This window comes from Streptomyces sp. NPDC033136 (assembly GCF_055578235.1).
Genome location: NZ_JBVIPD010000028.1, coordinates 23765 through 46858, shown reverse-complemented (window position 1 = coordinate 46858; position 23094 = coordinate 23765). Strand labels below are relative to the sequence as shown.

The window sequence follows — 23094 nt, the reverse complement described above, 5'->3', positions numbered from 1 at the left end:
CGTACGGATGCTCGTACGGACTGCTCGGGTCACGAGGTGGAGGCGGGGCGCATGACGGCGGACACGGTGCGGTGGGGGATCCTGGCGACCGGCGGGATAGCGGGCGCCTTCACGGCGGATCTGATCGACCTGCCGGACGCGGAGGTCGTGGCGGTGGCGTCGCGGTCGGAGGCCTCGGCGAAGACGTTCGCGGAGCGGTTCGGGATTCCCCGGGCCTACGGCGACTGGAACGCGCTCGCGCGGGACGAGGACATCGATGTCGTCTACGTCGCCACGCCGCACACGGCGCACCGGACGGCCGCCGGTCTGTGTCTCGCGGCCGGACGGAACGTGCTGTGCGAGAAGCCGTTCACGCTGAACGTGGGCGAGGCGGAGGAACTCGTCGCGCTGGCGCGGGAACACGGACGCTTCCTGATGGAGGCGATGTGGATGTACTGCAATCCGCTGGTGCGGCGGCTGAAGGCACTCGTCGACGACGGGGCGATCGGCGAGGTGCGCAGCGTCCAGGCCGACTTCGGGCTGGCCGGGCCGTTCCCGCCCTCGCACCGGCTGCGGAACCCGGAGCTGGGCGGCGGCGCGCTGCTCGATCTCGGCGTGTATCCGGTCTCGTTCGCTCACCTGCTGCTCGGGGAGCCGTCGGACATCGCGGCGCGAGCGGTGCTCTCCGACGAGGGCGTCGATCTCCAGACGGCAGCGGTGCTCTCCTGGGAGAGCGGCGCTCTCGGTTCGGTGCACTGCTCCATCGTGGGCGGTACGGCGACCTCCGCCTCGGTCACCGGCTCCCAGGGCCGTATCGACATTCCGCACGGTTTCTTCTTCCCGGACCGTTTCATCCTGCACCGGGACGGCCGTGACGCCGAGGAGTTCACGGCCGACCCGGCGGACGGGCCCCGCAACAGCCTGCGGCACGAGGCGGCGGAGGTGATGCGGGCCGTGCGCGCCGGGGAGACCGAGTCCCCGCTCGTCCCACTCAACGGCACGCTCGCCGTGATGCGGACGCTCGACGCGATCCGCGACCGCGTCGGCGTCCGCTACCCGGGCGAGACCCCGGACGAGGACCTCACGGGGGAGCTCACACCGGCTTGAGCCCCCCGCTCCCGCAGGGCGCGGTGACGGTGGGACGGACGGGTTCCGTACGGCGGCCCCTCCCGTACGCTGCGGGCCCATGAACGCCATGGAAACGGACACAGGGGTGAGGGTCGCGGTGGTGACCGGGGCAGGCTCCGGCATCGGCCGGGCGGTCGCCGCCGAACTGCTGTGCACGGGCTGGTCGGTGGCGCTGGCGGGCCGGCGCGTCGAGACGCTGGAGGAGACGGCGACCCTGGCCCCCGAGGGCACGACCGGGGGCGCCGCTCTCACCATACGGACGGACGTCTCACGCCCCGAGGAGGTGACCGCCCTCTTCGCCGCCACCGTCGAGCGCTTCGGCCGGGTAGACCTGCTGTTCAACAACGCGGGCACGTTCGGGCCCGGCGGTGTGCCGGTCGAGGAACTGCCCTACGACGCCTGGCGGCACGTGGTGGACACCAACCTCAACGGGGCATTCCTGTGCGCGCAGGCGGCGTACCGGCAGATGAAGGAGCAGGACCCGCGGGGCGGGCGGATCATCAACAACGGTTCGATCTCCGCGCACGCGCCCCGTCCGCACTCGGTGGCCTACACCGCGACCAAGCACGCGCTGACCGGCCTGACCAAGTCGCTGTCGCTGGACGGGCGGCCGTACGGGATCGCCGTCGGGCAGATCGACATCGGCAACGCGGCCACCGACATGACGGCCCGTATGCAGACGGGAGCGCTGCAGGCAAACGGGGAGGTCACCCCGGAACCGGTCATGGACGTCGCCGACGTGGCGCGCACGGTGCGGCACATGGCGGAGCTGCCACTGGAGGCGAATGTGCAGTTCGCGACCGTACTGGCCACGGCGATGCCGTACGTCGGGCGCGGCTGAGCGCGCGCCGACGGCAGTCAACGCGTCAACTTGCACAATCGGAATAAGGCCGTCCGGACCATTGCGGCCGGTCGAGCACCTATGCTCAACTCTCCTACACCAAAGCTTCACATATGGAGCAGAGGGCTTCCGTGGACCACATCCAGGGGGGAGGCGGCAGTCGTTCCACGGCACCGGGTGGGGGTGGACCTCGCGAGGGACCGCGGGGTACGCACCGGTGCGCGTGGAACGACTGCCGCTCACATCAAGGGCCGGGCGCCTGCGGCGGGGTGGGGGTTTCAGGCCTGCCCGGTCTCGAAGCGGGTGATCCGGCCGTCGTCGTCCACGGTGAAGCTCCACCGGGTGCGCATCTCGCCCCAGGTGTCGTTGCTGTAGCGGGCGAGGAGGGCGCGGCCGCCGTTGGACTCCCGGTCGACCTGCATGTGGCCGTGGGTGGAGAAGATCTCCCGGTCGACCCAGTCGGCGAGTTCGCGGTCGGACCCGTCGTCCGCCATGGTCGCGCCCGGCGCGAGGAGCTCCATGAAGCTCTCCCGGTCGTGGTTGTTCACGGCGGTCACGAAGGCGCGAACGGCCGGATCGCTGAGGCGCGTGGTCTGAATCGTCATGCGAGTCAGCCTCCTACCGGCCACCCGCCGACGCCACCCGTGCCACCCGAACGGCGTCCCGGACGAGTCCGCCGGGTGTCGCGGGAGGCCAGGGGTGCGACGGTGGAAACGCGACAGGGGTGCCGCGCGACGCGAATGCCGGCGAGGCGTGCCCTTCTGCTTGTTCCTGCTGTCTGCTCCGGGAGACGACGTGAGGCGTGACGACCGACGTGATCTGGGCCTGCTGCTGCTCCGACTTGGGACGGGCGGTGCGCTGGCGGCCCACGGCGCGCAGAAGCTGTTCGGCTGGTTCGGCGGGCACGGCATCGAGGGGACCGGACAGTTCATGGAGTCCGTCGGCTACGTCCCCGGCAAGGCGAGCGCGACCGCGGCAGGCCTCGCGGAGACCGGCGGCGGCACCCTGCTGGCCCTGGGCCTGGCCACCCCGGCCGCGGGCGCGGCGGCGGCCGGCGCGATGGCGGGCGCGGCGGCGGTGCACGCCCCGAACGGCTTCTTCAACCAGGGCGGCGGCTACGAGTACGCGGCGACACTGGGCCTCACCGCCGCAGGCCTGGCCGTCACCGGCCCGGGCCGCCTCTCCCTGGACCATCTGCTCGGCCACGCGGTGAACCGCGGCTGGATGATCCCGGCGGCGTTCGCGGCGACGGCTGCGGGGACGGCGGTGGTGGTGGGGGCCCGGGCGAGGCGGCTGCGCAAGGTGAGGGAAGGCGAGCAGGACCCGCTGTTCGACGAGGAGTACCTGGAGTAGCGGGGGCAGCGGAAGTAGCGGCAGCGGCCGAGGGCGTTGTCAGACCTACGTGGCAGGCTGCGCCCATGAGCGAGCAGACACCACCCGGACCCGATCTGTGGGCCACCATCGACACCCTGTGGGAGTGGCTCGAAGCCACCCGGCCGATCGAGGGCCGCGAGGGTGTCCTCCTGCGCATGATGAAGCTCAACGAAGAGGTCGGGGAGGTCGCCGAGGCGGTCATCGGCGCGACGGGGCAGAACCCGCGCAAGGGCGTCACACACACGTGGGACGACGTGCAGTCGGAGCTGTGCGACGTCGTCATCACCGCGCTGCTGGCGCTGCGGACACTGACGCCGGAGGCGCGGGAGGTGTTCGGGGGGCATCTGGAGCGGGTGCGGGAGCGGTCGCTGGGGGCGACACCGCGGTGATCCTCAGTTGCCGGACAGGAAGCCGCCGAGCAACCGTCCTCGCACTTTGCCCAGCTTCTCGCTTTCCACCCCAGCGATGCGCGCCCTCTCGTGGAGGCGCTCAGCGAGCTTCGCGAAGTGCTGACGGACCTCCTGCGGAGGCCATCTGACCGTGGTCGTACCCAGTACTCGCCGACTGATTTCCCGGCCGGCGGATCCTTGTGCCGCAGCGGCCAGTTCCGCACTGCGCCGGCGGATGTCATGCAGCAACCAGTATGCGTCTGCCGCTGAGGAAGGTCTGAGTACGAGGACGTTGCGGCCCGGGATGACCGGGCCTGCACACATGACAGCCCGGACACCGTCCTCTCGGGAAGCCAGCAGAAGGGAATCCGGACCGCACACGGCCCCCGCCTGCTCGGAGCGGATGCGGTGCTCCGTGCCGTACAGGCGAGCCGAACCGCTCTGCAGGACATCTGCGGGGGCCACGAAGGTGATGCCTTCCGACGCGGGCATGTCCTGGTGATCCGGGCGTGGGCGTGGTGCAGCGCCTGCTTGCATGGTCACCAGGGTGTCCATGGGCCGTTCCGGCCAGTCGACGCCGTAGCGCGTCTCGGCAGCGAACCGCGCCCTGGCCAATGCCGTCGCACGGTCGGAGATCCGATGGTTCGTCAGAATCTTCTCGTCGAGCAGTCGCACCACCCGCAGGAACGCCGACCGAGGTCCGGCGGGAGGCAGAGGCACCGGCAGGTCGCGCAGCACCGCCAGACCCAGCGTCCGATGCAGCGTGGATCCCGTGGCCCGCCTCTCGCACCAGTCACGCACCTCCGGCGACCCGAGCCACACATGGAGCCATGCCGCGTCGTCGGGATCCGCGACACGGATGATCCCGATGGTCCTGGCCGCGTTCCAACCGTGGAACGCGGGCGGTACGACCGCCGCGTCGCCCACGCGCCCGACGAGGACTACGACGATGTCGTCGGCCGCCAGCTGGCTGCGCTTGTTGGCTTCGTGGACGCGGTGGCTGATCCTTCGTGGCGCGGCCGGGTGCAGGATCCCGTCCTGTACGTCGGCGGCCCGGATCATGCCCACTCCGTCATCCGCGTGCTCACCGGGGCGCGTGATGCCGTACCCGACGACATGCACGGTCGGCAGGTCTCCCAGCGGTACTACACGCCAGCCGGCGGGAAGGCGACTCAGCCGCTGCTCCAACAGCTCTGCCATCACCACCCCCGCAACAGTTCGCGCAGTTCGTCGTCGAGGCGACGAGAGGTAGCGAAAAGTTCGAGCAGCTCGTGGGTCAGTCGGGCAGCCTCTCCCTCGGCATCGGCGGACACGAGTTCGGCGGGGGGTGCGCCCACATGGTGTGAAGGCAGTACGTCGTGGTCCTTCGAGGCGACCTCGGTCACCGACACCGACCTGCACCAGCCGGGTTCGTCCTCATACCGCGTGCCGTGCGGTGCCCCGCGCCAGGCCGCGTAGGTCGCAGTGATGCGTTCCGTGGCCTCGTCAGGCAGGGTGCGTCGTCCTCGGCCGATCGTGGCGGCGGTCTCGCGGGCGTCGATCAGCAGGATCTGTCCCGAGCGGTCGGCATTGCCCCAGGTCTGATGAGGCTTCTTGCCCCTGCTGAAAAGCCACACGCTGACAGGGTTACGGACGTGCGGAACAAGGCCGGCGGGCAGTTCGACCACACAGCTGAGGAGGTCGGCCTCCACCATCCGGGCACGGATATCGCGTTCGGCCGGCTTCGCCGTGGTGGCGGCGCCCGTGGGAAGGAGGAGAGCCCCGCGCCCCGCGGGGCTCATCTTGCTCGCCACATGCTGCGCCCAGGCGAAGTTGGCGTTGCCTGCTGGGGGCATGCCGTACGCCCAGCGATGGTCGTAGTGGGCATGGCCGCCTTCGTCCCACCCGGACTGGTTGAAGGGTGGGTTGGCGACGACCACGTCGAACGTCTGGTCCCGGAACCGGTCGTCGGTCAGCGTCGAGGAAGGCCCTTCGAGACGTGCGTAAGCGTCGTTTACGGCAAGGTTCATCGCTGCGGCCTGCTTGGCGGACAAGCTGGCGTCCTGTCCGTACAGACGCAGGTCGCGGGCCTGACCGCCGGCCGCTCCGACGGACTGATGGGCCTGCAGAAGAAACCCTCCAGCGCCGCATACGGGGTCGTAGACCGACTCGCCCTCGTGGGGTTCCAGCAGGCCGATCAGCAGCCGCGCGATGACCTTCGGCGTGTAGTACTCGCCGCCTTTCGCCTTGGTCTGCGTCAGCTCCAGACACGCCTCGAAGAGCTCTGCCGTGTCGCGTGCCGCGGCCACGCAGTCGACCAGCGGAGCCAGCCGACGCCTGCTGACACCCCGAAGACCGGGCGGCCAATCCAGCCGGAAGTACTGGCGCTCCCAGGACCTGAGGCCGCGCTGGATCTCTGACATGACTTCGTAGACGTCCCAGTCCCACGGGGCCTGCCGGAGGCGGTCCCAGGCCTCCGCTGCACCTCTGCGCTCACCCCACTCGTCGGCACGTTCCGCGTCGGCCTCATGGCGGAGGAGGATCAGGAGCATGAGGAGGAACAGAGCGTCCTGAGGTGCCAGCGCCCCACGCAGGGCGTCCAGCGCCCGCTTCGGTGACAGACCGCCTGACACTCTCTCCACGCTCCACTCCCGCCTGTGCATGCCGACCGGAGGCTGAACGGCCTCCGGTCCGCCCATCATGCCTGGCCCGGCTCAGTCGGGATGCACATAGGTCATGACCATGAAGGCCACGGTGAAGGCAGCCACGAACACGCCGCCACCGGTCATCAGGGCCTGGTCCACGTTCTTCGTACGCGCCAGCCGCCAGAACGCGATCACCAGCGCACAGATCAGCCCGACCGCCACGACGAGCGCCGCCACCATCAGGCGCATCCCGCTCACGTCCACTTCCTCCTTCATCGCCCCAAAACAGCCCAAAGTAGCGAGAGTTCGACGACTCTCACCCTCGCACTAGCTACCGTACCTCATGCAGCAGTCCGCTTGTATGACTTGCAGCAGTCTGTTTGGTAGTGCTCGAGCGCAGCATTAGTAGCGCCGAATGTGATTCACCACTTCCAAAGTGAGCCCGCCGAACACACCCGTGGGCGCCAAGCCCTTTCTGACCCCTGCACCCCCGTCCTCCCGCACCGCTACGATCTCTCCGGGGGCTTTTGCTCGCTGAGCAGCAGCAATCGGTACAGAGCGACACGAAGCGGGGATGTCACATGCGGGACGGCCGGTGGACCGCGGTCACCGACTCCGAGTTCCAGCATGAACACCGGGGCCTGGAGGCCATCCGCGAGAAGCTCCCGGACAGCGACCCGTGGCGGGCCTGGTCGAACTTCACCTTCACCGCCCACACCGGCCACGTCCGGGAAGTGGACCTGCTCGTGATCGCCCCGGGCGGGGTTCACCTCATCGAGTTGAAGGACTGGCACGGCTCCGTCGAGTCCCGCAACGGCACCTGGCTGCAGACCCAGCCCAGCGGCCGGCAGATCCCCCACGGCAACCCGCTGCACCTGGCCAACAAGAAGGCCAAGGAACTGGCCGCGCTGCTCAAGCAGCACGGCGAGAAGGTCTGGGTCTCGGAGGCCGTCTGCTTCACCGACTCCTCCCTGCGCAACCGGCTGCCCGCTCACGACCGCAACGGCGTCTTCACCGTCCACCAACTGGCCGAGATGCTGAAGGAGCCGCCGAAGGACGAGTACCGCCGGATCGACGCCGCGCGCTCGCGCCGGATCAAGGCGGCCCTGGAGCGCATCGGCATCGCGCGCAGCGACGCCGAGTACAAGGTCGGCCCGTATCTGCTCAGCCGGAAGGCGTTCGACTCGGGCCCGACCTGGGCCGACTACCTGGCCCAGCACAGTGAGCTGCCGGAGGCCGCCCGCGTCCGTGTCTATCTGCGCGAGCGCGGCTCCGACGCCGAACTGCGCGCCTCCGTCGAGCGCGCCGCGCGCCGTGAGGCCGCCGTGCTGCGCCACTTCCGGCACCCCGGTGTCGTCCAGCTCAAGCAGTACGACCCCTCCGGCCACTCCGCGGGCCCTGCCCTGATCTTCGACTTCGATCCGCGGACCCTGCGCCTGGACGAGTACCTGATCCAGTACGGCGAGAAGCTGGACATTCTCAGCCGGATGGCACTGGTGCGGCAGCTCGCCGAGACGGTGCGCTCGGCGCACGGCCGACGGATCTTCCACCGCACCCTGGCGGCCCGCGCGGTCCACGTCATCCCGCGCGGCCGTACCCCCCGGGGCGACGCCGAGAGCGAGACCGGCGCCTGGTCCAGCCCGCACCTGCAGATCTCCGACTGGCAGGTCGCCGTCCAGCGCAGCTCCGAACACGGCGTGGCCGGCAACGGCGAGCGGTTCGCCCCCACGACCTTCTCGCGTGCGGGTGCGCATCTCGCCGAGGGCGCGGACCCGTACCTGGCCCCGGAGCTGACCGCGCTCAGGCCCGACCCGGTCGCCCTGGACGTGTACGGACTCGGCGTACTCACGTATCTGCTGGCCACCGGCAGGCCCCCGGCCGCCAGTCAGGCCGAGCTGGTCGCCCGCTACGAGGCGGGCGAGGGCCTGCGCCCCAGCTCCGTCGTGGACGGCCTCTCCCCGTACATCGACGAGCTGGTGCAGGCGGCCACCGCCTACGACGTCTCCGCCCGGCTCTCATCGGTCGACGACTTCCTGGAGATGCTGGAGGTCGTCGAGGCGGACCTGACCGAGCCTCCGACGGACGAGGCCCCGCGTCCGGCCGAACCCGAGAAGGACCCGCTGGACGCGGTCGCGGGCGATGTGCTGGCAGGCCGCTGGGAGGTCAGGCGCCGCCTCGGTACGGGCTCCACCAGCCGGGCGTTCCTGGTGCGGGACCTGACCGCCGGCCCGGATGTGCGCTTCTCGAAGTCGCTGGCGGTACTGAAGGTCGCGACGTCGGACAGCCGCGGCGAGGTGCTGCGCCGTGAGGCCGAGATCCTGGGGCGGCTGCGCCCGGACTCCCGTGTGATCCGGCTGGTCGAGCCGGAGCCGCTGCGCATCGGGCCCCGCACGGTCCTGGTCATGGAGTACGTGGGCGACGAACGCGAGGAGGGCGCCGAGCCGTCCACACCGGGCGCGAAGCGTCGGCGCCGGGAGGAGACGGTCGCCCGGCAGCTGCGCGAGTTCGGCCGCCTGTCCGTGGACCAGCTCGAGGCGTACGGCGACTACCTGTTCGGCGCGGTGGACTTCCTCGAGGGCGAGGGCGTGTGGCACCGCGACATCAAGCCGGACAACATCGCGATCCGTATCCGCCCGAACCGCACCCGCGAACTCGTGTTGATCGACTTCTCACTCGCGGGTTACCCGGTGAACGAGACCGCGGCGGGCACGGACGGCTACCTGGACCCGTTCATCGGCACGCTCACCGACCGCTCGGTCTACGACGCCCACGCCGAGCGGTACGCCCTGGCCGTCACCCTGCACGAGATGGCGTCCCGAGAGCTCCCGGTCTGGGGCGACGGCAAGGTTTCGCCGCGCCAGACCGACCCGGAGAAGGAGCCGCACCCGAGAATCGCCGCCGACGCCTTCGACCCGGCTGTACGGGACGGCCTGGTCGCGTTCTTCCACAAGGCTCTGCACCGGGACGCCTCCCAGCGCTTCCCCGACCTCAAGCCGATGCGGGACGCCTGGAAGAAGATCTTCCTCGCCATGGACGAGGCGAAGCCCTCGTCCCGCCGCCCGTCACGGCACGCGGCGCCCCCCGCGCAGGGCGAGGCGGCGCAGTCCACTCCGGATGCGGCCATCCCGGAGGCCGAGGAGGAGAGCGCCGAGCAGCAGCGCGAGCGGCTGGCGGAGCGCGTCGACCGGGACACCCTGATCTCGTCCTCCGGCCTGAGCCCGGCCGCGGAGTCGTTCGTGTACGGCCTCGGCGTCAACACCGTCGGCGAGTTGCTCGACTACAGCCAGCGCCAGCTCGTCAACGCCCCCGGTCTCGGTGCCAAGACCCGCAAGGAGGTCCTGAGCCGCATCAAGCAGTGGCGGCTCAAGCTCGCGGAGAGGCCCGCCGCGCCGCTCACCCCCGAGGGCCGCAAGGCCGCGAAGGAGGAGCTGTCGGCCGCCGAGGCCGCGGCGGCCAGTGCGGTGGCGGCGAACGGCGGTGCCGGTGCGGACTCGCTGCCGGAGCGCGCTTTGCGCAGCGTCAGTCTCGACACGCTCGCCACGGTGTTCGTACCGCCGCTGCGCAAGGACGGCTCGAACCACAACGAGTGCGAGATGGTACGGCTGCTGCTGCGCCTGCCCAACGAGCAGGGCGTGCTGCCGTCGGAGGTCGGGGTCTGGCCGACGCAGACGGAGGTCGCGCACGCACTCGGGCTGTCGCGGGGCCGCATCCCCCAGATGCTGAAGAACCAGCGGACCCGCTGGAAGAAGCACCCGGCGGTACGGGCGCTGCGCGCCGAGGTCCTGGACCTCCTGCACGACCTGGGAAGGGTCGCTTCGGCGGCGGAGATCGCGGACGCGCTGACCGTGCGGCGCGGCACCCAGCTCCAGGAGCGCGAGCAGCGCCGGGCGCTGGCCCTGGCCGCCGTACGGGCCGTGGTGGAGGTCGAGCAACTCGTCCCGGACGAGGCCGAGTTCCAGCACGCCCCGAACCGCGACGCGGCCGACGAGAGCATGGGCGCCGGGTTGCTGGCGCTGGAGGTGGGCGCGGACGACGCTCCGGACACGCCGTCCGCGCCGGGCCTGCTCCACTACGCCCAGCGGCTCGGCCGTATCGCCGACGACATGGCGGAACTCGACACCCTGCCGACGGCGGCGACCGTGGTGGCCGAGCTGGGTGCCGTCCCGCCGCCGAGTGCGGCGGTGCAGTGGGACGACCGGCGCATGGTGGAGATCGCGGTGGCCGCCTCCCGCCAGGCCGCCGCGACGCCCCGGCTGGAGATCTATCCGCGCAAGCTGCCGCTGGTGCGGGCGCTGCGCCTCACCCAGGCTGGCCTGGTACCGCTTATCCCTGGGATGCCGGAGCCCGAGCAGCCGGGTCTGACGGGGGAGGATGTCCACGAACGGGTACGGGCGCGCTTCCCTGAGCTGCTGAACGAGCGCGGCGGCCATGCCCTGCCCACGGGCGGTCCGTTGACGAAGGCCCTCAAGGACGCCGGTTTTGAGCTGGTGCTGTCGACGCGGAAGAGCACGGGGACGCTGCGGTATCTGCCGAGCAGTCCGGATGGCGCGTCGATCTATCTGTCGTCGGATGCCCGACGACAGCCGACGGGCACCGTCTCCGCGCACCGCTACTCCGACGACCCGGAACTCGCGGCGGCGGGCACGGCCGAGGACCGGCTGAAGGCCTCGGCCCGGCGGGACGGCTTCCGTGTACTGACGGTGCCGACCGAGTGGGCACGGGATGCGATCGACGAGCTCGGGCGGGACGACTTCGCCGGCGGGGCGGTCGTGGTGTCGGTGGCCGAGCTGTTCGTGCGGGCGCTGCACGAGTTGGTCGACCCTCGGCCCAAGCCCACGTGGGAGACGATCCTGCGTGCGGATGTGGCGAAGGCCGGGACGCCGGGGGCGATGAAGTTCGCCGAGTACTCGGGGACGGCGTGGGGACTGGTGGAGCCTCAGATCGGGGAGCTGCTGGTGCCGGGGGGCACGGGCTCTGGGAACAGTGACGGCGGGGGCGGGCCGGCTGCTCCGTTGCTGCTGACGGACGCCGGGTTCTTCGCCCGGTACGACGCGATGGGCGTACTGGAGCGGCTGGCGGAGCGGGCGCGGGGTGGTGGGCGTGCGCTGTGGCTGCTGTGTCCGCAGAGTGACCCGGCGCGGCCGCCGCGGTTGGGCACGGTGGCTGTGCCGTATCAGTCGGGGCTCGGTGAGTGGATCGTGCTGAATGAGTTCTGGGTGCAGAACGCGCACCGTGCGAAGCCGGAGAGTGCCGGGGCTGGGGGCCTACGGGGATGACGCGCTGAGCGCGTGTGCCGCATGCGGAGCCGCTCGCGTGTGGGTGGGGATGACGACAGGAGACGTGACCAGGTGATCGACCGCAAGTCCAAGGCACTGCTGACGGACCTGATCAAGCAGGTGAAGGCGGTCGAGGTCGACCTCGGCCAGCAGGTACGGGACGGCGAGACCGTCCTGAAGCCGCTGCGCACGGAGTACGGCAAGCTGCAGAAGGCCGACCCCAAGGACAGCCCGAAGTGGGAGGCCTGGCTGGAGGAACGGCTGGCCGAGCTGCCGGAGGAGCGCGCCGAGCGGGTGCGGGCGGCGGAGGCGGTCGCTGGGCGGCTGAAGGCCGAGTACGACCAGGCGTTCAAGCTCGGTCGTACGGGGGCGACTTGGAGCGCATGGCTGGACGAGCGGGTCACGCAGGTCGCGGTGGCGTGGGTGCTGGGCACGGTGTTCGTACGGTTCTGCGAGGACAACCGACTGATCCCGGAGCCGTACCTCACGGGCCCGGATGCCGAGCGGCGGGATCTGGCGGAGGCGCGGTACCGGCAGTACGTCGAGGACGAGCAGGACCCGACGTACCGGGGGTGGCTGGAGCGGGCGTTCGCGGAGCTGGGCTCCGGACAGGCCGGCAAGTTGCTGTTCGACAAGCGGCGCAACCCGCTGTATCAGATCCCGATCTCGCACGACGGGGCGCGGGCGCTGGTGGAGTTCTGGCGGGAGCGGCGGGAAGACGGGGAGCTTGTTCACGACTTCACCGACCCGCTGAACGAGGACGGGACGAAGGGGTGGGACACGCGGTTCCTGGGTGACCTGTACCAGGATCTGTCGGAGGCGGCTCGGAAGACGTATGCGCTGCTTCAGACTCCGGAGTTCGTGGAGGAGTTCATCCTCGACCGGACTATGAATCCGGTGGTGCGGGAGCTGGGCGGGCGTTTCGGCGAGCTGAAGATGATCGACCCTACGTGCGGGTCGGGGCACTTCGTGCTGGGCGCGTTCCGGAGGATGATCCGGCTTTGGGCGGAGCGGGAGCCTGGGCGGGATGTGCATGAGCGGGTGCGGGATGCGTTGAACTCCGTGCACGGGGTGGACGTCAATCCGTTTGCGGTGGCTATTGCTCGGTTCCGGTTGTTGGTGGCGGCGACGGCGGCGTCGAGGGTGCGGACGCTGGCGGAGGCTGGGCAGTACGACTGGCCGATTCATCTGGCGGTGGGCGACTCACTGATCAAGGCGCGACAGCTTGAACTAACCCTGGGCAATGAGGAGTCGGGCGACCCCCTGGCAGAGTTCTCGTACGCCACGGAGGATTTGGACGAGCATCCGGGAATTCTGGAGCAGGGGCGGTATGACGTGGTAGTGGGGAATCCGCCCTACATCACGGTCAAGGATAAGAAGCTCAACGCTCTGTATCGGAAATTGTACGCATCCTGCGCAGGGACGTATGCCCTGTCCGTTCCGTTCGCTGAGCGGTTCTTCCAGCTGGCTAAGGCGGGGGAATCTGACGGCCGCGGGTACGGGATGGTCGGCCAGATCACCGCAAACTCCTTCATGAGGCGGGAGTTCGGAGCCAAGCTGATCGAAGAGTACTTCGCACATAAGGTTGAGCTGACGGAAGTCATCGACACATCGGGCGCTTATATTCCGGGGCATGGAACGCCAACAGTGATACTTGTCGGCAAACGCCGTACAGGCAGCACCCGTTCGGATACCATTCGGACGGTGCGTAGCGTCCAAGGCGAACCTGATGTACCTAAGAACGCAGAGGAGGGATTTGTTTGGCAAGCTATTGTCAGTCAGGTTGATAATCCCGGGTCAATTGGGCCGTGGGTGTCCGTGGACGACCTTGACCGCAAGCACTACTTTGACAAGCGTCCGTGGATCCTCGCCGATGGCGGTCTGGAGCTCAATGAGAAGATTGAATCGAGCAGGCGTAGCACACTGAAGAGCATCCTGTCCCGGGACATCGGCTTCGCGAGCTTTCCAGGCCAAGACGACGCATTCGTTAGCACACCTGAAGCACTTCATCGACAGCGAATCGCTGGAACACTCGCCAAGCAACTCATTGTTGGCGAAGTCGTGAGGGACTGGGGAAGTCAGTGCGTTGAGAGCGCGATCACACCCTATGGCGACGACCTCAAACCGTTGCCCTACGACGAGCATGCCCCGTGGGCCCGGCTCCTGTGGACCGCGCGAAGCCACCTCCGCTCTACCACTGACTTTGATGGCCAAACCCAGCAAGACCTCGGTAAGGCTTGGTGGACCTGGTACCGATGGGTTGCCGAGCGATACCGTACGCCGCTGTCAATTACGTTCGCGTTTGTTGCAACACACAACCATTTCGTTCTGGATCGAGGTGGGAAGGTTTTTAAGCAATCGGCGCCAGTGCTCAAACTGCGGGACGAGGCAGGCAAGGAGGAGCACCTGCAACTGCTTGGGCTACTCAACAGCTCCACCGCCTGCTTCTGGCTAAAGCAAGTGAGTCAGGGTAAGGGAGGAAGCGGACTTGGGCGTGGCATTCAGAGTGAAGCCTGGGAAGAACGTTACGAGTTCACTGGCACCAATATCGAGAGATTCCCGCTATCTTCCGAATACCCCACCGCCCTGGCCACCGAGATCGGCGATCTCGCCCAACGAATCGCTACCACAAGCCCTTCCGTCCTCGCCTCTCTCGAATCCCCCACCCCCTCCGCGGCATCCCTTCGCGAAGCCCGCATCGAGTGGGAGTCCACTCGCGCCCGCATGATCGCCCTCCAAGAGGAACTTGACTGGCAGGTCTACTCCCTCTACAACCTGCACTCCGAAGACCTCCGAGCTCCTGAGTCCGAGGTGCCCGAACTCGCGCTCGGTGAAAGGGCCTTCGAGATCGTAGTGGCTCGGCGGGTCGAGAAGGGTGAGGCATCCGACGAGTGGTTCAAGCGGCACGGGTCCACCCCCATCACCACGCTCCCCGACCATTGGTCGGACGCGTACAAGGCAACCGTCCAGAAACGCATCGACGCCATCGAGTCGTCCCGCGCCATCGGCATGGTCGAGCGCCCCGAGTACAAGCGCCGCTGGGCGACGGAAGGTTGGGAGGCGCTCCAGGAGAAGGCCCTGCGCTCGTGGCTGCTCGACCGCATGGAGAACCGCGAACTCTGGTTCCAGGACGGCCAGCCGACCATCCTCACCCGTGCCCAGCTCACCTCCGTTCTCTCCCTCGACGAGGACTTCGTCTCCGTCGCCGAGTTGTACGAACCCCGGAAGGAGCTGGCGACCGTCGTCGCGGATCTCCTCGCCAACGAGCACGTCCCCTTCCTCGCCGCTCTGCGCTACAAGCCCACCGGCCTGAGGAAGCGCGCCGACTGGGAGCACGTCTGGGATCTCCAGCGCCAGGAAGACGCAGCCCCGGACGAGCCCTCCAAGCGGAAGATTCGGGACTCCATCCCCGTGCCGCCGAAGTACACGTCGGCCGACTTCCTCAAGCCGTCCTACTGGCGAGCCCGCGGGAAGCTGGACGTGCCGAAGGAGCGGTTCATCTCCTACGCCACCAGCGCGATCTCCGGCACCCCTGACCTGTTCGGCTGGGCGGGCTGGGACCACCGTGAACAGGCACAGGCCCTCAGCACCTACTTCACGAACCACGACGAGCTGTCCGACGAGCAGATGACCCCGCTGCTCGCCGGCCTCCTCGAAGTCCAGCCCTGGCTCAGCCAGTGGCACGACGAGTTCGACGCCCTGTACGGCGGCTCCCCCGCAGCCTTCTTCGCGGGCTACCGGGCAACCAAGCAGGGTGAACACGGTCTGACCGACGACGACCTGCGTGCCTGGCGTCCCGGAAAGAAGACCAAGGGCTGATCACCCTGGTGTGCCCTCCCCGCCTTCCCGCACGGAGGGCACACCACCGTCCAGAACGCTCAAAGGCTCGGCCGCGCGTACCCGCAGCGCCGGGCCCTTGTCCAGTCCGAGTACAACGGCGAGTCCACCAGCCGCGTACGGCTCAGTGCGGACCGTACGGACGGCATGCCACTCGCCCCACACTCGTACTCGCTGCCCAGGCCGCACCATGACAGCCGCAACCTCCCGCCCGACGGGCTCGGGCACAATGTCCAGTGCCTTCAGCTCGGCCCACACGGTCTTCCCGATCCCGCCCGCGCGCTCGTCCACTCCCCAGCGGTGAGCCAACGCCTCCACGAGCAACAGCCCGCGCCCGCCGGTCTCGTCGTCCTGAGGCGCTTGCACCTCAGGCCTGCCTGCGCCCGCGTCGCTGACTTCCAGCCGCAGCAGCCCGTCCGTCAGAGACCGCGCGATCCGTACACCCACTTGTCGGTCACTCGACACACGTACACGCAGCGCATTGGTCACCAGCTCCGAGAGCATCAACTCTGCGCTGTCCGAAACGTCCTGGGCAACGCCCCAGTTTCTGAGTACGGCGTGCAGCATGGCGCGAGCCCGGGGAACGCTGGCGCGACTGCGCGAGAGCCGACAGGTGATCTCGTTGATGGATGCGCTGGCCTGCTTGGTCATGGCGACTCCCGAGGGTTCGACGACGGTGGCGAAGTCCCCGCACTGCAGCTTCGGTTTGCGCTGCATGCTCCTTCATCAGACTGAACGTCCAGAGACTCAACTCGCAACGTTGACAGGTGAACTTGAGGCCTTTCTCACCCCTTCGAGTGAGCTCCAGACGCAAGAGGACGCGACTCTGCTACAAGAGAGCTCATGAGCATGCGCGGTACGACCGACCGACCTTCCACCGTTCTCGGGCGACAGCTGGGCGACGAGTTGCGCAGGTACCGAGAGGCTGTGGGCCTGTCCACGACCGAGGCCGCGGAGGCACTCGACTGCACCAAGGGCAAGATCAGCCGCATGGAGAACGGCCGAGTCCTGGTCCGCACCCCAGATGTAGTCGCCTTGCTGCACGCGTATGGGATTACTGACCCCGAAACTCACGAGCGCCTCACCGTCCTCACGCGAGCGGCAAACCGCCGGCGTCGCCAAGGCTGGTGGCACCAGTACGGGTCCGTACTCGGTGAGACGTACCGCGACCAGATCGAGATGGAGGCCATCTGCGACAGCATCCGCACGTACCAAGTCCAGTTGGTACCAGGGCTCTTGCAGACCGCAGAGTACGGACGCGCGGTAACGGTCGCTTCGCGTGCCTGGCAGACGGCCGAAGAGATCGACCAGTTCGTTCAGGTGCGGCTCGCCCGACAGGAACGGCTCACCGGCGATGACCCCTTGGAGTTCTGGGCCGTACTCGCCGAAGGGGTTTTGCACCAGCAGGTCGGAGGGCCAAGCGTCATGCGCGATCAGCTCGACCACCTGGCGCGTATCGCCGAGCAGCCCAACGTCACCGTTCAGGTGCTGCCGTTCTCGCACGGGGCCCACTCCGGTATGTTCGGGCCGTACCTGCTGTTGAGCTTCCCGCAGATGGCATCGCTCGACCTCGTTCTGACAGAGACGCCGACCGGCAACATGTGGATGGAGCAGGAGCCTGAAGTCGCGCACTACCGCGCGCTCTTCGACGACGCGCGGACGAGGGCACTGCCGCCTGCGGAGTCGCTCTCGCTGATCCAACGTGCAGCCAAGGAGTATCAGTCATGAGCCACAAGCCTGGTATATCGCCGAGCGTAGAAGCGATGTGGCGGACGAGTAGCTACAGCGGCGGACAGGGGGACTGCATCGAAGTCGCCGACAACATCCCCGCCCTCATCCCCGTCCGCGACAGCAAGCGCCCCGCCGGCCCAGTGATCGCCTTCGCCCCCCACGCCTGGCGCACATTCATCTCCCACCTGCGCTGAACCCACCTCAAGGCCGGCCCACCCTTCACTGCCTTCCGTCACCCTTCACTCATCACTGAAAGTCATGCATTCGCTACTCGGATTCTCCATACTATGGTTCACTTGAGTATGTTCAACACGAGCAAGCTCGAAAGGTGACCCATGCCAGGCTTCGTAGGCCGCACATCCGAGCTGGCCACCCTGAACCGCCACCTCGCCTGGGTCCGCGACGGCCGAGGCGACCAGCGCGGCCGTGCCCTGCTGCTCCGCGGTCGGCGTCGCGTCGGGAAGTCTCGGCTCGTGGACCTCTTCTGTGAGCGCGCCCAGGTGCCCTACGTCGTCCACCAGGCCACCCGAGGAGAGGACGCCCAACGGGAACGGGCCCGCTTCCTCGCCGAGGTCCGGCACTCCTCGCTGCCCGACACCGCCCTCCTCGCCGGCGTCACCACCGTCGCCGAATGGGACACCGCCCTACGTCAGCTCGCCGCCGTACTCCCGGACGACTCCCCCAGCATCGTCGTACTCGACGAGCTGCCCTGGATGCTCGAAGGCGATCCGGTCCTGGAGGGCACCCTGCAGACCGTGTGGGACCGGGTGCTGAGCCGGAAGCCCGTGCTGCTCATCCTCATCGGCAGCGACCTGGCCATGATGGAGCAGCTCTCCGCCTACGGTCGCCCCTTCCATCAGCGAGGGGTCGAGATGGTCCTCGCTCCCCTCTCCCCCTCCGAGGTCATGGCCATGACCGGGCTCCCGGCCGCCGACGCCTTCGACGCCCACCTGATCACCGGCGGCCTGCCGCTCATCTGCCAGGAGTGGCAGGAAGGCGAGAGCCGCACCGGCTTCCTCTCCCGCGCCCTCGACGACCCCACCTCCCCCCTCCTCGTCTCCGCCGAGCGGGCGCTCGCCGCCGAGTTCCCCACTGCTCTCCAGGCCAGGCACGTCCTCTCCGTGATCGGCAGCGGTGAGCGGACCTTCGGGACCATCGCCGCGAAGGCCGGGGCGGCCGATCGACCGCTCCCACCCGGCTCGCTCACCCCCGCCCTGCGCACCCTCGCGGACAAGCGGCTCATCGCCGTCGACACTCCGCTCTCCACCCACTCCGGAGACCGCGACCGCCGCTACCGCGTCGCCGACCCCTACCTCCGCTTCTGGCTCGCCTTCCTGGAACAGGGCATCCCGGAGATCGAGCGCGGGCGCAGCCGGATCGTGGTCGAGGCGGTCGAACGCGGTTGGACCTCGTGGCGCGGGCGGGCGATCGAACCCGTCGTACGGGAGTCCCTCGCACGACTGCTGCCTGACGACACGTGGCCGCAGGTGAGAGAAGTGGGCGGCTGGTGGCCCCGTACCAACAACCCCGAGGTCGACCTCGTGGGGGCGGACCGGGCACCGGCACGCGAGATCGGGTTCGTCGGCTCGGTCAAGTGGCACGAGCGCGGCTCCTTCGACCGTCGTGCGCTGGCAGCGCTGGCCCGGGATGCCCTGGCCGTCCCCGGTGCGGACGAGGACACCCCACTGGTCGCGGTGTCCCGCTCCGGGTTCTCGGTCGACGGGCTGGCGGCGACGTACGGGCCCGAGCAGCTGATGGAGGCCTGGGGGCCCGCTGCGTGAGCTCCCTCCCCCATGTCAGACACGCCCGATACGATCGAAGGCCGTCCCCACTCGTGTGAACAGTGGCGGACGGTGCCTCCGGGGCAGCGTGCGGTGCTGGGAATCGCTCGCCGTCCCGGTCGACGGGGGACGCGCCGCGCTGCCCGGTGGACGTAGACGTAGTACACGGCAAAACAGGAGACGCGAGACACAGATGGCCCCGACCGCCGCCACAGCCCCCCTCCTCCGCGATGTCATCGACATCAAGACGTCCATCTCCACGTCCGACTTCGTCCTGAAGCTGGCCGAGGCCGTCACCAAGGAGGGTGCCGAGCGGGCGCTGCGGGACTACGTCGTCACCGAGCGTCTTCTCGAGAACTTCGACGAGGCGCTGAGTCTGATCAAGACCGCGCTGGACGGGCAGACGTCGAAGGCCGCGTATCTGCACGGCTCGTTCGGTTCCGGTAAGTCGCACTTCATGGCCGTGCTGCACGCCCTGCTCCGGGGTGACGAGGCCGCGCGCGCCCGGACAGACTTCGATCCGGTCCTGGCCAAGCACGAATGGCTGAGCACCGACGGGAAGAAGTTCCTGCTCGTGCCGTACCACATGCTCGGGGCCAAGTCCCTGGAGCAGCGGGTGCTCGGCGGGTACGTCAGTCACGTCAAAGCATTGCATTCCGACGCGCCCACTCCGCAGGTCTACCGGACCGACTCCCTCTTCGCGGACATCCGCGCGCTGCGGGACCGTATGGGCGACGACCAGTTCATCGAAGGGCTCGCCGGAGCCGCCGCGGACGACGGAGAGACCGTCGATGCCGACGACGAGTGGGGCGACTCCTTCGCCTGGACCCCGGCGCTCCTCGACACCGCCCTCGCCGCCGAGGAGCTGGACGGCGCCGAGGTCAACCTCAACCTGGTCAACCCGACCACCCCGGCCGAGCTGCGGGCCAAACTGGTGCACGACGCGAGCACCAGTTGGTTCCCCGGCTTCGCGAAGAACGCCGCCGAGGACGAGCACGGCTTCATCTCGCTCGACGCCGGCCTCGCCGTCATCGCCGAGCATGCGAAGTCCCTGAGGTACGACGGGCTGATCCTGTTCATGGACGAGCTGATCCTCTGGCTCGCCAACCGCATCCACGACCAGAAGTTCGTCTCCCGCGAAGCGGACAAGATCACCAACTTCGTGGAGGGTGCCGACTCGCGCCGCGCCATTCCGATCGTGTCGTTCATCGCACGGCAGCGCGACCTGCGGGAGCTGGTCGGCCAGGAGGTGTCCGGGGCGGCCGAGACCGCCATCCAGGACAGTCTCAACCTTGCCTCTGGTCGCTTCGACAAGATCACGCTGGAGGACCGGAACCTCCCGCAGATCGCCCACGCCCGTCTCCTGAAGCCCAAGGACGCGGAGGCCGCGGCCAAGCTCGACGCGGCGTTCGCGAAGATCAAGCGGGTCGGGCCGCAGGTGTGGGACGTGCTGCTGGGCTCCGACGAGGGGACCACCGGGGCCGACGAGGCGTCGTTCCGGCTGACGTACCCCTTCTCGCCCTCGTTCATGGACACCCTCGTCCACATCTCCTCGGCACTGCAGCGCTCGCGCACCGGTCTGAAGCTGATGGGCCAGCTGCTGGCCGACCATCGCGACGACGCGACGCTGGAGCAGCTCATCCCGCTGGGCGACCTCTACCCGGTCATCGCGGACGGGGGCGACCGGCCGTTCGTCGACAGTCTGAAGGTGGAGTTCCAGGCGGCGGACAAGCTGTACCGCACCAAGCTGCGGCCCTACCTCCTGGCGATGTACGACGTCACCGAGGAGGACATCGAGCGCTACCGGCACCGTCGCGAGGCCATCACCGAGCAGGGGCACTTGCAGCGGTGCAAGGCGTTCGTGGGCGACGACCGGCTGATGTGCACGCTCCTGCTCTCCGCGCTGGCGCCCAGTGTTCCCGCGCTGCGGGACCTGACCATCCGGCGGCTCGCGTCCCTCAATCACGGCTCGGTCATCTCCCCCATCCCGGGGGCGGAGGTCGGCGCCATTCAGTCGAAGGTCGACGAGTGGGCGTCGCGCTTCGCGGAGATCAAGCCCACCGGCACCAAGGCCAACCCGGGCGTGCGGCTCGAGCTGGCCGGCGTGGACGTGGACTCCGTCATCGCCAATGCCAACGTCAACAACAACCGAGCCAACCGCCGCTCTCTCGCCAAGCGGCTCCTCGCCGAAGAGCTGGGCATCGAGCTCCAGGAGCGGCTCACCGCGGACGAGCTGAAGTTCGTCTGGCGCGGCTCGAACCGCACGGTGGAGGTCGTCTTCGGCAACATCGCCGACCACGACGACCTGCAGGACCACGAGTTCGCCCCCAGCCAGGACGGGCTGTGGCGGATGATCATCGATCTGCCGTACGACGAGGGCGAGTACGGGCCGCGCGAGGACGCCAACCGCATGGCCGAGCTCCGTCGGCTCCCCGGCAACCGGCCACGGACGGTGGGGTGGATTCCCACGCACCTGTCCACCGGCCGTTTCCAGGACTTCCAGCGGCTGGTCGTCATCCACTACGCCCTCGCCGACCAGCGGCGCTTCGACACCAGCTACGCGCAGCACCTGAACGCCGACAACCGGGCTCGTGCCAAGGCGCTGTTGGAAGACCAGCGCGAGACGCTCACCAAGACGGTGAAGGCTGCCTTCAAACAGGCCTACGGCCTTGCGGCCAAGAAGCCCGGCGATGTGAACCCGGACTTCAACGAGCACCTGGAGCCGCTGCCCGACGTGCCGGATCTGCGTGTCTCCATCGGGCAGTCCCTGAATGACGCGGTCCGGCACGTGGCGGGCAAACTGCTGGCCCACCAGTTCCCCGCGCACCCGGACTTCGACCCCGACGGCACGGGCACCGTCGTCAAACTCGCCGACGCGCGGACCGTGTTCGGGCACATCCGCGACGCCTCCGAAGCCGGTGACCGGCAGGCCGAGATCCCGGGCAAGGAACGCGACCTCATGCGGCGCGTCGCCACTCCGCTCGGGCTCGGCCAGCAGAAGGAGGCCTACTTCCGGCTCTCCACTCGCTGGCCGGAGCACTTCGCCCTCCAGGCGCGCGGCGAGGCCGGTCCCGGTGATCTGAGTGTCAGCCGGCTCACCGAGTGGATCGACCGTCCCGCGCCGATGGGCCTGGAGCCGTTCCTCGCCCACCTGGTCATCGCGTCGTACGCGGAGATGGACGACCGGGTCTGGGTACGGGCAGGTGCGCTGCTCGACCCCTCGCCCGAACTGTCGGCGATCAAGCCGCAGGACGCACTGCGTTCTCAGCCGCTGCCGGAGGAACACGTCTGGGAGGAGGCTGGACGCCGCTACTGGGAGATCTTCGGTGAGGAGCCGCCCAGGCTCCGCCGGGGCCGGATGGTCGGGCAGTTCGCCCGGCGGATCACGGAGCGGGCCCGGACGCATCAGCCGCACGCGGCCGATCTGGTGGCGCAGTTGGAGAAGCACGCGACGCTGCTCGGCCTGGACGGCACCGACGAGTCGGGCCGACTGGCGATCGCCCGCCGGGCCCGGGACCTGCTGGACGAACTGCGCGGGCTGGATCAGGGCGCGGCCGGCGGTTCCGCGGCGGCCAAGCAGGTCATCTCCGCGTTCGCCGGCTTCGATCTCGGCGACGTGCCGACGAGCCGCTACGGTGCGTCGATCAAGCAGGCCGAGGCCGTCGCGGCTGCCTTGGCCACCGCGGCCTGGGACATGCTCAAACTCGCGCCCAACTACGGGCCGCAGGGCGAGGCGGTGCTGGAGGAGTTGCGCGGCGCGGCGCGTGTCGATCAGCGCACCAAGGACCTCAAGGAGGCGCTGCGGGAGGCACGGCGGTCCATCGTCGCCGTCATCGAGCGCAGCCAGGCACACGCCATCGATCCGCGCAGGGCGTACGCCGCGCCCACGCCGGCCGAACCTCTCACCAAGCCCGACGCGATCAGCCTGAACACCGACACCGGCCAGCCGCCCGTGCCCTCCGCCCACCCTGGCGCCGACAGCGGACGACGTGCGGGGCGCCGCTCGGGCGGGGGCCGGACCACGGCTTCCCGTGCGCTGGCCGAGTTGCGGGCCGAACTGGCCGAACTGGCCGCTGCCGAGCCGGACGCGGAGATCGAGATCAGCTGGCGGGTCGTGGAATGAGCGGTAGGCGG

Annotated in this window: 15 protein-coding genes; 10 read left to right on the top strand and 5 right to left on the bottom strand. The window is 69.0% G+C overall.

Features of this window, described 5'->3' with window-relative positions; all coding sequences use genetic code 11:
• The first annotated feature begins 51 nt into the window (after window positions 1-51).
• Window positions 52-1086, top strand: coding sequence for a Gfo/Idh/MocA family protein (locus ACZ5TL_RS34685; RefSeq protein WP_468594759.1), 1035 nt, complete (start codon window positions 52-54; stop codon window positions 1084-1086).
• A 79-nt stretch (window positions 1087-1165) separates the two neighbouring features.
• Entirely contained in the window at window positions 1166-1948 is a 783-nt protein-coding gene (locus tag ACZ5TL_RS34680; RefSeq protein ID WP_468594758.1) for an SDR family oxidoreductase, read from the top strand.
• A gap of 278 nt (window positions 1949-2226) precedes the next feature.
• On the opposite strand, the gene ACZ5TL_RS34675 is transcribed toward ACZ5TL_RS34680, so the two are convergent.
• The gene (locus ACZ5TL_RS34675; RefSeq protein ID WP_468594757.1) at window positions 2227-2553 is read right to left on the bottom strand and encodes a nuclear transport factor 2 family protein; all 327 of its coding nucleotides are present in this window, start codon (window positions 2551-2553) and stop codon (window positions 2227-2229) included.
• Window positions 2554-2743: 190 nt separating this feature from the next.
• Between ACZ5TL_RS34675 and ACZ5TL_RS34670 the strand changes: the two genes are divergently transcribed.
• Window positions 2744-3301: a DoxX family protein gene (locus ACZ5TL_RS34670; RefSeq protein ID WP_468594756.1), complete on the top strand. Its 558-nt coding sequence runs from the start codon at window positions 2744-2746 to the stop codon at window positions 3299-3301.
• A 65-nt stretch (window positions 3302-3366) separates the two neighbouring features.
• On the top strand, window positions 3367-3711 hold the full coding sequence (locus ACZ5TL_RS34665) for a MazG-like family protein (protein ID WP_468594755.1): 345 nt from the start codon (window positions 3367-3369) through the stop codon (window positions 3709-3711).
• 3 nt (window positions 3712-3714) lie between these two features.
• Here ACZ5TL_RS34665 and ACZ5TL_RS34660 read toward each other — a convergent pair whose 3' ends face one another.
• From ACZ5TL_RS34660 to ACZ5TL_RS34650, 3 genes are all read right to left on the bottom strand, one after another.
• Window positions 3715-4911 (bottom strand): restriction endonuclease subunit S domain-containing protein, encoded by a 1197-nt coding sequence (locus ACZ5TL_RS34660; RefSeq protein WP_468594754.1) that lies wholly within the window; start codon window positions 4909-4911, stop codon window positions 3715-3717.
• Window positions 4911-6242, bottom strand: a complete 1332-nt coding sequence (locus ACZ5TL_RS34655) for an N-6 DNA methylase (protein ID WP_468594753.1) — start codon at window positions 6240-6242, stop codon at window positions 4911-4913. Before ACZ5TL_RS34655 ends, ACZ5TL_RS34660 begins: the two co-directional genes overlap by 1 nt.
• 162 nt (window positions 6243-6404) lie before the next feature.
• Window positions 6405-6593: a hypothetical protein gene (locus ACZ5TL_RS34650; RefSeq protein WP_257546116.1), complete on the bottom strand. Its 189-nt coding sequence runs from the start codon at window positions 6591-6593 to the stop codon at window positions 6405-6407.
• Between the two features lie 323 nt (window positions 6594-6916).
• Here ACZ5TL_RS34650 and pglW point away from each other — a divergent pair, with 323 nt between their 5' ends.
• Together pglW and pglX are read left to right on the top strand one after the other, a co-directional pair.
• Window positions 6917-11611 carry a BREX system serine/threonine kinase PglW gene (gene pglW / locus ACZ5TL_RS34645; RefSeq protein WP_468594752.1) on the top strand — a complete coding sequence of 1565 codons (4695 nt, stop codon included), beginning with the start codon at window positions 6917-6919 and terminating at the stop codon, window positions 11609-11611.
• 72 nt (window positions 11612-11683) lie between these two features.
• The gene (pglX, locus tag ACZ5TL_RS34640; RefSeq protein ID WP_468594751.1) at window positions 11684-15430 is read left to right on the top strand and encodes a BREX-2 system adenine-specific DNA-methyltransferase PglX; all 3747 of its coding nucleotides are present in this window, start codon (window positions 11684-11686) and stop codon (window positions 15428-15430) included.
• On the opposite strand, the gene ACZ5TL_RS34635 is transcribed toward pglX, so the two are convergent.
• The gene (locus ACZ5TL_RS34635) at window positions 15431-16165 is read right to left on the bottom strand and encodes an ATP-binding protein (protein ID WP_468594750.1); all 735 of its coding nucleotides are present in this window, start codon (window positions 16163-16165) and stop codon (window positions 15431-15433) included.
• Window positions 16166-16291: 126 nt separating this feature from the next.
• Between ACZ5TL_RS34635 and ACZ5TL_RS34630 the strand changes: the two genes are divergently transcribed.
• The 4 genes from ACZ5TL_RS34630 (at window position 16292) to pglY (ending at window position 23083) form a co-directional block, all read left to right on the top strand.
• Window positions 16292-17176, top strand: a complete 885-nt coding sequence (locus ACZ5TL_RS34630) for a helix-turn-helix domain-containing protein (RefSeq protein ID WP_468594749.1) — start codon at window positions 16292-16294, stop codon at window positions 17174-17176.
• Window positions 17173-17373, top strand: coding sequence for a DUF397 domain-containing protein (locus ACZ5TL_RS34625; RefSeq protein ID WP_468594748.1), 201 nt, complete (start codon window positions 17173-17175; stop codon window positions 17371-17373). Before ACZ5TL_RS34630 ends, ACZ5TL_RS34625 begins: the two co-directional genes overlap by 4 nt.
• A gap of 141 nt (window positions 17374-17514) precedes the next feature.
• Entirely contained in the window at window positions 17515-18960 is a 1446-nt protein-coding gene (locus tag ACZ5TL_RS34620) for an ATP-binding protein (RefSeq protein ID WP_468594747.1), read from the top strand.
• A gap of 193 nt (window positions 18961-19153) precedes the next feature.
• On the top strand, window positions 19154-23083 hold the full coding sequence (pglY, locus tag ACZ5TL_RS34615) for a BREX-2 system ATPase PglY (protein WP_468594746.1): 3930 nt from the start codon (window positions 19154-19156) through the stop codon (window positions 23081-23083).
• Window positions 23084-23094 lie beyond the last annotated feature (11 nt).